Genomic DNA, 10,986 nt, shown 5'->3' with positions numbered 1-10,986 from the left:
CGACACTCCGGCATGCGTAGGTTTGACAGCTTGTGTGGAGTACGTCTCGTCGTCAGGACGGATCAGCGGCGCCGTCGACGTCGCCGACTCCGGCCGCCCCCGATGACCATCCCCGACAGCTAGCCCCGACGTCTACGAACACGCCCCGTACGAGCCGCCTTGGCCCGCTTCGCCGCGAAGCGCACACCGCCAGGGCTCTCACCGACCTCGACCCGTACGACCGTGGACAGCGGATCCACCACGCCCTCCCCAACATGCAGGACCGAGGTCTCCACAGCGCCCAGCTTGCTCAGCGCCGTGCCGGCCGCCTTGAGCTCCTCCTCCGCCGTGTCGCCCTTGAGCGCGAGCATCTCGCCGTACGGGCGCAGCAGGGGAATGCCCCAGGCGGCGAGACGGTCCAGCGGGGCCACGGCACGCGCCGTCACCACGTGCACCGGCGGCAGCTTGCCCATGACCTCCTCGGCACGCCCCCGCATGACCGTGACATGGTCCAGGCCGAGCATCTCGACGACCTCGGTCAGAAAGGTCGTGCGCCGCAACAGGGGCTCCAGCAGCGTGATCTTCAGGTCCTCCCGAACGAGCGCCAGGGGAATGCCGGGGAGGCCGGCACCCGAGCCCACGTCGCAGACCGTCACACCCTCGGGAACGACCTCAGAGAGCACCGCGCAGTTCAGTAGGTGCCGCTCCCACAGCCGGGGCACCTCACGCGGCCCGATCAGACCGCGCTGCACGCCCGCCTCGGCGAGCAGCTCCGCGTACCGGACCGCGTCCGCGTAGCGATCACCAAACACCGTGCGCGCCTGCTCGGGCGCAGGGGGGAGCTCCGCTGCCTCCGTCACGGGGACCGTCCTTCCGTACCGCGATGGGCGCACGCGGCGCCGATCACCACATCCACCAGAACTATCAGGCTGACAAAGTTCGGCCCCGTCTGCGCTACAGACGGGGCCGGAGGAACGTACGGACCGATCAGGCGGGAAGCACAACGACGAAGCGCTGCGGCTCCTCGCCCTCGGACTCGCTGCGCAGACCGGCAGACTTGACGGCGTCGTGCACGACCTTGCGCTCGAACGGCGTCATGGGCTGCATCTTCACGGGCTCACCCGTGCTCTTGACCTCGGCGGCGGCCTTGGCACCCAGCTCGGAGAGCTCGGCACGCTTCTTGGCGCGGTAACCCGCGATGTCCAGCATCAGCCGGCTGCGGTCCCCGGTCTCCCGGTGCACGGCCAGGCGCGTGAGCTCCTGGAGCGCCTCCAACACCTCGCCGTCGCGGCCGACCAGCTTCTGCAGGTCGCGGCCGCCCGAGTCGCTGATGATGGACACAGCGGCACGGTCGGCCTCGACGTCCATGTCGATGTCGCCGTCGAGATCGGCGATGTCGAGCAGACCCTCGAGGTAGTCCGCCGCGATCTCGCCCTCCTGCTCCAGGCGGGACAGAGTGTCTACACCCTCGGCAGCAGCGGAGGTGGTGCCTTCCGTCACGGGATGGACTCCTTCTTACTTCTTGGACGGGGACTTGGGCCGCTGCGGACCCTTGCGCTGTCCGGACTGGGCCTTGCTGCGGGTATTGCCGCCGGGCTGCTTCTTGGCCGGAGCGGCGGGCTTGGCGTCCTCGGGCTCGTCGGACTTGGTGAGCGACGTGGGCTCGTCGGCCGCCTTCGGGGCACCTGAAGCACCACCGGACTGCCGCTGCGACTTGCTCTGCCGCTTCGGCTGCTGGCGCTTGGGAGTACCGCCGGTCGTCGGCGTACCGTCCTCGGTCTCGGCGGCGGCCTGGGCCTCGCCCTTCACCACGGTGCCGTCCGCCTGGGCCACGAGGCCCGTCTTGCTCAGAGCGTTGATGAACTTGCGCTCGAACTCGTTGCGGTCGCGGCCCTTGGCCACGATGGCCTTGACGATGGCCTTCTCACCACGGCTGCGCGTCTTGCCGTGGTTCGTGACGTGCTTGGTCAGGCGCTCCAGGTAGGCGGCCTGGGCCTTGGAACCCGGGGTCGGGTTGTTGTGGATGACGTACATCTGCTGGCCCATGGTCCACACGTTGGTGGTCAGCCAGTAGACGAGGACACCGACGGGGAAGTTGATGCCGAAGACGGCGAACATGACCGGGAAGACGTACATCAGCATCTTCTGCTGCTGCATGAACGGCGTCTTCACCGTGGTGTCGACGTTCTTCGTCATCAGCTGGCGCTGCGTGTAGAACTGCGACGCCGACATCATCACGATCATGACCGCGGTCACGATGCGGACCGTGGTCAGCGAGGCGTCGAGCGCGGCGACGTCCGAGGAGCTGTCCGTGAACTTCGCGGCCAGGGGGGCCCCGAAGATGTGCGCCTTCTGCGCGCTGTCCAGCAGGCTCTGGTTGATCGAGCCGATGGTGTCGTTGTTCGCGATGGCGTTGAGCACGTGGTACAGCGCGAAGAAGAACGGCGACTGCGCCAGGATGGGAAGACACGAGGAGAGCGGGTTGGTGCCCGTCTCCTTGTAGAGCTTCATCATCTCTTCGGACTGGCGCTGCTTGTCGTTCTTGTAGCGCTCCTGGATCTTCTTCATCTCGGGCTGCAGCGTCTGCATGGCCCGGGTCGCCTTGATCTGCTTCACGAAGAGCGGGATCAGGCAGATACGGATCAGGATCACCAGGGACACGATCGACAGGCCCCAGGCCCACCCGGTGTCAGGCCCGAAAACGGCGCCGTACACCTTGTGGAACTGGACGATGACCCAGGAGACAGGTGTCGTGATGAAGCTGAAGAGGCTGGCAATCGTGTCCACTAATCATGCTCCTTGGGCATGGGACGGTGTCTCTGCGGCCGGGCTCGAAGGAGTCTGTCCTTCAATGGCCGTTTCGGCGGCGGAGGGCCCGCCCTTGCGTGCACGCCAGGCGTTACGCAGAAATTCGTGCCACCGCGGGCGCTTGCGGGGCGGAACATGGTCCACACCGCCCAGTGACCACGGATTGCACCGCAGGATGCGCCAGGCGGTGAGTGCCGTGCCCTTGATCGCACCGTGCCGGTCTATGGCCGTATAGCCGTAGTGGGAGCACGACGGGTAGTACTTGCAGACAGGCCCCAGCAGCGGACTGATCGTCCACTGGTACAGCTTGATCAGAGCCAGCAGCGGGTACTTCATCGCGCGCCCCCTCCCAGCAACCGCTCGATGGCGGCATCCAGGTCTCGGGCCAGCTGTGCATGGTCGGCGTCACCCGCACCGGGCAGCGCTCGTACGACTACCAGGCTACCGGGGGGAAACAGTTCGACCCGGTCGCGCATCAGATGCCGCAGTCTGCGCTTCACCTTGTTGCGCACCACCGCACCGCCCACGGCCTTGCTCACGACGAAACCCGCACGCGTCGGGGGAGCGCTCTCCCCAGGCGCGTGCGGGTCCGTGACACCGCTACGAAGATGGATGACGAGGGACGGGCGGCCTGCCCGGCGCCCCCGTCGTACCGCGGTCGCGAAGTCCTCGCGCCGCCTCAGCCGATGCTCGGTAGGCAGCACGACGTCATGACCTGATCAGGATCAGGCGGACAGGCTGGCGCGACCCTTGCCACGGCGGTTCGCGAGAATCGCGCGACCGGCACGGGTACGCATCCGCAGGCGGAAGCCGTGGGTCTTCGCGCGACGACGGTTGTTCGGCTGGAAGGTGCGCTTGCTCACTCGGGGGCTCCAGAAATCAATCGGTGGTGGCGGGTGCCGTCCTGGCTGTCACCGTGCGCCCACGAGTAGCTCTCGCTTACGCCCGAGTGCACCGCTTCCCGATCACCTGACGCGATCTGTGCCCATCGGAGGCAGGCGGCAGCAGCCATCGACAACTCGACCTGGTTACGGTACGCGCGGCTACGCCATCCGGTCAAACCAGAGGTCACCAGGAGACACTATCCACAGGCTGGGGACAACAACTTGAACCGCACCCGTCGCCCTGACTACCGTGGCTGAACTCCGATTCGTTCCCATGTCTGTGCCCCACCCCCTTTGAATCCCGACTCGTCCCACACCACACGATCGTGGGACCCCGTGAGAGAGCGTGCCCTGTGGCTGACGTACCTGCCGATCTTGCCGCAGTGTGGCCACGAGTACTGGAGCAGCTCCTCGACGGGGGCCGTGGGCAGGGGGTCGAGACGAAGGACGAGCACTGGATCCGCCGCTGCCAACCCCTCGCGCTGGTCGCCGACACCGCCCTGCTCGCCGTACCGAACGAATTCGCGAAGGGCGTACTCGAAGGCCGCCTGGCGCCGATCGTCAGCGAGACGCTGAGCCGCGAGTGCGGCCGCCCGATCCGCATCGCGATCACCGTCGACGACTCCGCCGGCGAGCCCCCGGCCCCTCCGGCCGCCCGCCCGCAGCCACGCTACGAAGAGCCCGAGCTCCCCTCCAACCAGTACGACGGCCAGACCGATCGGCAGTACGAGGGCTACGGCCGCCACCGCGCCGACGACCGCCGGCCGGGCCGTCCCGAGCAGAACGACCAGCTGCCCACCGCGCGTCCCGCCTACCCGAACGAGTACCAGCGACCCGAACCCGGCGCCTGGCCACGCCCGCAGCAGGACGAGTACAGCTGGCAGCAGCCGCGCCTCGGCTTCCCCGAGCGCGACCCGTACGCGACCCCGCCGTCGCAGGAGTCGTACTCCCAGGACTCCTACTCCTCGCCGTCGCAGGACTACCGCCCGCAGCAGATGGACCGTCCGCCCTACGACGGCCAGCGCCCCGACTACGACCAGCAGCGGCCCCCCTACGACGACCAGCGGCCGGACTACGACCAGCCCCGCCGCTCCTCCGAGTACGACCAGCCGGGCCCGCGCCGCGACCGTCCCGAGCCGCCCTCCGGCGGCGGGCACGTGCACCGCGGCGGCCCGGCGGTCTCCGGGTCCAGTGGGGCCCCGAGCCCGCTGGCCGCGAAGCCCGCACCTGCGGCGGGCCCGGGTGAGCCGACGGCCCGCCTGAACCCGAAGTACCTGTTCGACACCTTCGTCATCGGCGCCTCCAACCGCTTCGCGCACGCCGCCGCGGTGGCCGTCGCCGAGGCGCCCGCGAAGGCGTACAACCCCCTCTTCATCTATGGGGAGTCCGGGCTCGGCAAGACGCACCTGCTGCACGCGATCGGGCACTACGCCCGCAGCCTCTATCCCGGCACGCGCGTGCGCTATGTGAGCTCGGAGGAGTTCACCAACGAGTTCATCAACTCCATCCGCGACGGCAAGGGCGACAGCTTCCGCAAGCGGTACCGCGAGATGGACATCCTGCTCGTCGACGACATCCAGTTCCTCGCGGACAAGGAGTCGACGCAGGAGGAGTTCTTCCACACGTTCAACACGCTCCACAACGCCAACAAGCAGATCGTGCTCTCCAGCGACCGGCCGCCCAAGCAGCTGGTCACGCTGGAGGACCGGCTGCGGAACCGTTTCGAGTGGGGTCTGATCACCGACGTCCAGCCGCCGGAGCTGGAGACGCGTATCGCGATCCTCCGCAAGAAGGCGGTCCAGGAGCAGCTCAACGCCCCGCCGGAGGTCCTGGAGTTCATCGCCTCCCGCATCTCGCGCAACATCCGCGAGCTGGAGGGGGCGCTGATCCGGGTGACGGCGTTCGCGTCGCTCAACCGGCAGCCGGTGGACCTGGGCCTGACCGAGATCGTCCTCAAGGACCTCATCCCCGGCGGCGACGACGGGGCGCCGGAGATCACGTCGACGGCCATCATGAGCGCGACCGCCGACTACTTCGGCCTCACCGTCGAGGACCTGTGCGGCACCTCCCGCGGCCGCGCACTCGTGACCGCCCGCCAGATCGCCATGTACCTGTGCCGGGAGCTGACGGACCTCTCGCTGCCGAAGATCGGCGCGCTGTTCGGCGGCCGCGACCACACCACGGTCATGCACGCGGACCGCAAGATCCGCAATCTGATGGCGGAGCGGCGCTCCATCTACAACCAGGTCACGGAGCTCACGAACCGCATCAAGAACGGCTGACGGCCGCAGAGACACCCGCTGAGGGCGCCCCGGGACGAGTTCCCGAGGGCGCCCTTCTTCATGACCTCGTAGCCCGGTGTTCGAATAGCTGCCGGGTTACGGCCTCTCTCCACAGATTCGGTGACTTTTTCCCGTCCACACCCTGGGGACTGGGAAGTTGTCCAGACTGTGTCCACAGGCGCCCGTGTTGAATGACCATCAGGGCAGGTCACCTGGTTGTGGATTCGTGGACGAAGGATCTCCACAGGCTGTGGACAGAGAAAAGATCCACAGGCTGTGCACGAAGTTGTCCACCGGCAACCCACAGGCTGAGGCGCGTTGTCCCCAGCGATCACCAGTTTCTCCACACCGCTGTCCACTGTTCGGCAACGCGACGCGGCTGCTCACCGGGTCGAGTGAAAGGCGTCACACGAAGGTGCCGGGTTGGCCTGTGGGAAACGTGGGTAAAGCTGGGGACGGCGTTGGGGAGAAGTCGCCTCAGGCTGTGCACGGGATGTGCAGAACTTTCTGTTCTCCACAGATGAGGCCGGTTGTCCACCGCCTCCGCCCACAGGGTCAGTGGACAAAATTTCCGGTGTGACCTGCGCAAACGCAGTTATCCACCGTTTCCACAGCCCCTACTACTACTCCCAACTAGAGAGAGCTGGGAATCCGTTTCGAAGTGGGCCCTGTGCACAACTCGCTGTCCGGCTCCCGGCTGCCCCTCGTCACGACTTGACCCCGAGAGGCACCTACTGTCAGTGGGGTGCGTCAGACTGTTCCCCGGTGTCCTTCCCCTCACCGGGCTGACGACACCGAGTCAGACGACGAGGGCCAGGCAGAGCGAAGCGCCGGCAACAGCAGGAGGCGGCAACAGTGAAGATCCGGGTGGAACGCGACGTACTCGCGGAGGCAGTGGCCTGGGCGGCACGCAGCCTCCCGGCCCGTCCGCCGGCGCCTGTCCTCGCCGGCCTTCTGCTGAAGGCCGAGGAGGGCCAGCTGAGCCTGTCCAGCTTCGACTACGAGGTCTCGGCACGGGTGTCCGTGGAGGCCGAGGTCGAGGAGGAGGGCACGGTCCTGGTGTCCGGCCGGCTTCTCGCCGACATCTGCCGCGCGCTCCCCAACCGGCCGGTGGAGATTTCCACAGACGGGGTACGGGCGACCGTGGTCTGCGGCTCCTCGCGATTCACACTCCACACCCTGCCTGTGGAGGAGTACCCGGCACTGCCGCAGATGCCGACCGCGACCGGCACCGTCCCGGGGGAGGTCTTCGCCTCCGCCGCCGCGCAGGTCGCCATCGCCGCCGGCCGCGACGACACGCTGCCCGTCCTGACCGGTGTGCGCATCGAGATCGAGGGCGACACCGTCACGCTGGCCTCCACCGACCGCTACCGCTTCGCGGTCCGCGAGTTCCTGTGGAAGCCGGAGAACCCCGAGGCGTCCGCGGTGGCCCTGGTGCCCGCCAAGACGCTCCTGGACACCGCCAAGGCGCTCACGAGCGGCGACAGCGTCACCCTGGCGCTCTCCGGCTCGGGTGCGGGCGAGGGCCTGATCGGCTTCGAGGGTGCCGGTCGTCGTACGACGACCCGCCTCCTGGAGGGCGACCTCCCGAAGTACCGCTCGCTGTTCCCGACGGAGTTCAACTCCATCGCCGTGATCGAGACCGCCCCCTTCGTGGAGGCCGTCAAGCGTGTGGCCCTGGTCGCCGAGCGCAACACCCCGGTGCGGCTGAGCTTCGAGCAGGGCGTGCTCATCCTGGAGGCGGGTTCCAGCGACGACGCACAGGCTGTGGAGAGGGTCGACGCCCAGCTGGAGGGCGACGACGTGTCGATCGCCTTCAACCCGACGTTCCTGCTGGACGGCCTGAGCGCCATCGACTCCCCGGTCGCCCAGCTCTCCTTCACGACGTCCACGAAGCCCGCGCTGCTCAGCGGCAAGCCGGCGCTGGACGCCGAGGCGGACGAGGCCTACAAGTACCTGATCATGCCGGTGCGCCTGAGCGGCTGACCCTTCAGAGAACCCGCAGGTCGGGGCATACGTTTGAGCGGGTATGCCCACAGGTGTGCGTGAGCGTCCGGGTTTAGGCTCGGACGTGGGTACGAAGGTGCCTCACACGCCACAGCAACCTAAGGAACAACTGATGGAGCTCGGTCTCGTCGGCCTCGGCAAGATGGGCGGCAACATGCGCGAGCGGATCCGCCGCGCAGGCCACACCGTCATCGGATACGACCGCAACCCGGACCTCGCCGACGTCCACAGCCTGGAAGAGCTTGTGGGCAGGCTCAAGGGCCCGCGCGTGGTCTGGGTGATGGTCCCGGCCGGTGCCGCGACCCAGTCGACGGTCGACGAGCTGGCCGAGCTCCTGGAGCCCGGTGACGTCGTGGTGGACGGCGGCAACTCCCGCTGGACGGACGACGAGAAGCACGCCGAGGAGCTCGCGGCCAAGGGCATCGGCTTCGTCGACTGCGGTGTCTCCGGCGGTGTGTGGGGCCTGGAGAACGGCTATGCGCTGATGTACGGCGGCGACGCCGAGAACATCGCCAAGGTGCAGCCGGTCTTCGACGCGCTCAAGCCCGAGGGCGACTTCGGTGCCGTGCACGCCGGCAAGGTGGGCGCGGGCCACTTCTCGAAGATGGTCCACAACGGCATCGAGTACGCGATGATGCAGGCCTACGCCGAGGGCTGGGAGCTCCTGGAGAAGGTCGACTCCGTGACGGACGTCCGGGAGGTCTTCCGCTCCTGGCAGGAGGGCACCGTCATCCGCTCCTGGCTGCTGGACCTCGCGGTCAACGCCCTCGACGAGGACGAGCACCTGGACAAGCTGCGCGGTTACGCACAGGACTCCGGCGAGGGCCGGTGGACCGTGGAGGCTGCCATCGACAACGCGGTACCGCTTCCGGCGATCACCGCGTCCCTGTTCGCGCGGTTCGCGTCCCGCCAGGACGACTCGCCGCAGATGAAGATGATCGCGGCGCTGCGCAACCAGTTCGGCGGCCACGCGGTCGAGAAGAAGTAATCCACAGGGCTGCGTCGCGATCCACAGGACTCGAGGCGCAGTCCACAAGCTGGGGGAGGTCGGCGCCCGACCATGCACGTCACGCATCTGTCGCTGGCCGACTTCCGCTCGTACGCCCGGGTCGAAGTTCCGCTCGACCCGGGCGTCACGGCGTTCGTCGGCCCCAACGGACAGGGCAAGACGAACCTGGTCGAGGCGGTCGGCTATCTCGCCACCCTCGGCAGCCACCGCGTCTCCTCCGACGCCCCCCTGGTCCGCATGGGCGCCGACCGCGCGGTGATCCGGGCGCAGGTCAAGCAGGGTGAGCGACAGCAGCTGATCGAGCTGGAGCTGAACCCGGGCAAGTCCAACCGCGCCCGGATCAACAGGTCCTCGCAGGTCAGGCCGCGTGACGTGCTCGGCATCGTACGGACGGTGCTGTTCGCGCCGGAGGACCTCGCGCTGGTCAAGGGCGACCCCGGTGAGCGGCGCCGTTTCCTCGACGAGCTGATCACCGCGCGCTCCCCGCGCATGGCCGGAGTGCGCTCCGACTACGAGCGGGTTCTCAAGCAGCGCAACACCCTGCTGAAGTCCGCGGCGCTCGCCCGACGGCACGGCGGCCGCTCCATGGACCTGTCCACCCTCGACGTGTGGGACCAGCACCTCGCGCGCGTGGGCGCCGAGTTGCTCGCCCAGCGGCTCGACCTGATCGCCGCGATCCAGCCGCTGTCCGACAAGGCGTACGAGCAGCTGGCCCCCGGCGGCGGTCCGATCGCCCTGGAGTACAAGCCCTCCGCGCCGGGCGAGGCCCACACCCGCGAGGACCTCTACGCGCAGCTGATGGCGGCGCTCGCGGACGCCCGCAAGCAGGAGATCGAGCGGGGCGTCACCCTCGTAGGCCCTCATCGGGACGATGTGCTGCTCAAACTCGGTCAGTTGCCCGCCAAGGGATACGCCTCGCACGGCGAGTCCTGGTCGTACGCGCTGGCGTTGCGCCTGGCGTCGTACGACCTGCTCCGCGCGGAGGGCAATGAGCCGGTGCTGATCCTCGACGACGTCTTCGCCGAGTTGGACACCCGGCGCCGGGAGCGGCTGGCGGAGTTGGTGGCGCCCGGTGAGCAGGTGCTGGTGACGGCCGCGGTCGACGACGACGTACCGCATCTGCTGGCGGGGGCGCGGTACTCGGTGTCCGAAGGGGTGGTGGAGCGCGTATGAGCAGCTCTCAGGAACCCGCTCCCGAGAAGAGCCCCGAGCCCTCCGGTGTCGACCTCGCGCGCGTGGCGCTCAGGGCGGCCAAAGAGCAGGCACGCGCGCGTGGGGACGCAGCGCAGCAGAAGAAGCAGGCGCGGCGGGGTGGTCTGCGCTCCGGCGCGCGCGCCGACGGGCGCGACCCGATGGCGCTGGGCTCCGCGATTAACCGGCTCATCAGCGAGCGCGGCTGGGAGGCCCCGGCGGCGGTGGGCGGGGTGATGGGGCGCTGGCCGGAGATCGTCGGCGAGGACGTGGCCAAGCACTGCGAGCCGGAGCGATACGACGAGGACGAGCGGGTCCTGATCGTGCGCTGCGACTCCACGGCCTGGGCGACCAATCTGCGGCTGCTCGCGCCGACGCTGGTGGCCCGGCTCAACGAGGATCTCGGGCACGGGGCCGTGCGGGTCATCAAGGTGCAGGGGCCCGCGGGGCCCCCGCGGCGCTATGGCCCCTTGCGCGCCCCGGGCAGCACCGGCCCTGGTGACACCTACGGGTGACCGGGAAACCTGCGGGTGACAGACATCACATCGAAGGCCGTCGACGGCTGCGAAGGACCGTCGGCGGCCTTCGTGTCGCCGGACCCCACGCGGTTGCGAACAGCGACCTGACTCCCAAGTAGCCAAGGGTTGACAGCCCGAAGCGCTGAGTGCCTCCGTGAGCCTCTTGGAGCCCTCCTCCGTATATGGGGACCCGGAGGAGGAGGATTTAGGGCGGCACATGCGGACTCAGGTACCCGCAAACCCCCATCACTGTCAGCGCTACCGGTAGACTGGAAGCTAATCCCGCCCCACTCGTGGGGACCGCCGGG

Annotated in this window: 11 protein-coding genes; 5 read left to right on the top strand and 6 right to left on the bottom strand. The window is 68.4% G+C overall.

Annotated elements, in window-relative coordinates; all coding sequences use genetic code 11:
• Positions 1–119: 119 nt before the first annotated feature.
• From rsmG to rpmH, 6 genes are all read right to left on the bottom strand, one after another.
• The gene (gene rsmG / locus QF037_RS23965) at positions 120–839 is read right to left on the bottom strand and encodes a 16S rRNA (guanine(527)-N(7))-methyltransferase RsmG (RefSeq protein ID WP_307028492.1); all 720 of its coding nucleotides are present in this window, start codon (positions 837–839) and stop codon (positions 120–122) included.
• Between the two features lie 127 nt (positions 840–966).
• Positions 967–1,479 (bottom strand): Jag family protein, encoded by a 513-nt coding sequence (locus QF037_RS23960; protein WP_307028490.1) that lies wholly within the window; start codon positions 1,477–1,479, stop codon positions 967–969.
• Positions 1,480–1,494: 15 nt separating this feature from the next.
• Positions 1,495–2,766, bottom strand: coding sequence for a membrane protein insertase YidC (gene yidC / locus QF037_RS23955; protein WP_307028488.1), 1,272 nt, complete (start codon positions 2,764–2,766; stop codon positions 1,495–1,497).
• A gap of 3 nt (positions 2,767–2,769) precedes the next feature.
• Positions 2,770–3,123 (bottom strand): membrane protein insertion efficiency factor YidD, encoded by a 354-nt coding sequence (gene yidD / locus QF037_RS23950; RefSeq protein ID WP_266890082.1) that lies wholly within the window; start codon positions 3,121–3,123, stop codon positions 2,770–2,772.
• Positions 3,120–3,491 (bottom strand): ribonuclease P protein component, encoded by a 372-nt coding sequence (rnpA, locus tag QF037_RS23945; protein WP_307028486.1) that lies wholly within the window; start codon positions 3,489–3,491, stop codon positions 3,120–3,122. The genes yidD and rnpA overlap by 4 nt, the downstream gene beginning before the upstream one ends.
• Before the next feature lie 21 nt (positions 3,492–3,512).
• Positions 3,513–3,650: a 50S ribosomal protein L34 gene (gene rpmH / locus QF037_RS23940; protein ID WP_006381191.1), complete on the bottom strand. Its 138-nt coding sequence runs from the start codon at positions 3,648–3,650 to the stop codon at positions 3,513–3,515.
• Between the two features lie 374 nt (positions 3,651–4,024).
• Between rpmH and dnaA the strand changes: the two genes are divergently transcribed.
• The 5 genes from dnaA (at position 4,025) to QF037_RS23915 (ending at position 10,675) form a co-directional block, all read left to right on the top strand.
• The gene (dnaA, locus tag QF037_RS23935) at positions 4,025–5,953 is read left to right on the top strand and encodes a chromosomal replication initiator protein DnaA (RefSeq protein WP_307028484.1); all 1,929 of its coding nucleotides are present in this window, start codon (positions 4,025–4,027) and stop codon (positions 5,951–5,953) included.
• An 855-nt stretch (positions 5,954–6,808) separates the two neighbouring features.
• Positions 6,809–7,939, top strand: a complete 1,131-nt coding sequence (gene dnaN / locus QF037_RS23930; protein ID WP_067436160.1) for a DNA polymerase III subunit beta — start codon at positions 6,809–6,811, stop codon at positions 7,937–7,939.
• A gap of 133 nt (positions 7,940–8,072) precedes the next feature.
• The gene (gene gnd, locus QF037_RS23925; protein ID WP_307028481.1) at positions 8,073–8,948 is read left to right on the top strand and encodes a phosphogluconate dehydrogenase (NAD(+)-dependent, decarboxylating); all 876 of its coding nucleotides are present in this window, start codon (positions 8,073–8,075) and stop codon (positions 8,946–8,948) included.
• 72 nt (positions 8,949–9,020) lie between these two features.
• On the top strand, positions 9,021–10,142 hold the full coding sequence (gene recF, locus QF037_RS23920; protein WP_307028480.1) for a DNA replication/repair protein RecF: 1,122 nt from the start codon (positions 9,021–9,023) through the stop codon (positions 10,140–10,142).
• Entirely contained in the window at positions 10,139–10,675 is a 537-nt protein-coding gene (locus tag QF037_RS23915) for a DUF721 domain-containing protein (protein WP_307028478.1), read from the top strand. Before recF ends, QF037_RS23915 begins: the two co-directional genes overlap by 4 nt.
• Positions 10,676–10,986: the final 311 nt, after the last annotated feature.

The sequence above is a fragment of the Streptomyces canus genome (assembly GCF_030815415.1).
Classification (GTDB): Bacteria; Actinomycetota; Actinomycetes; order Streptomycetales; family Streptomycetaceae; genus Streptomyces; species Streptomyces canus_F.
This window is presented reverse-complemented; position numbering and strand designations above follow the sequence as displayed.

What these genes read in the sequence shown, in the direction of transcription:
- yidD (WP_266890082.1), bottom strand. Translation starts at nt 3,123, where the DNA reads ATGAAGTACCCGCTGCTGGCTCTGATCAAGCTGTACCAGTGGACGATC.
- gnd (WP_307028481.1), top strand. Translation starts at nt 8,073, where the DNA reads ATGGAGCTCGGTCTCGTCGGCCTCGGCAAGATGGGCGGCAACATGCGC.
- recF (WP_307028480.1), top strand. Translation starts at nt 9,021, where the DNA reads ATGCACGTCACGCATCTGTCGCTGGCCGACTTCCGCTCGTACGCCCGG.
- QF037_RS23915 (WP_307028478.1), top strand. Translation starts at nt 10,139, where the DNA reads ATGAGCAGCTCTCAGGAACCCGCTCCCGAGAAGAGCCCCGAGCCCTCC.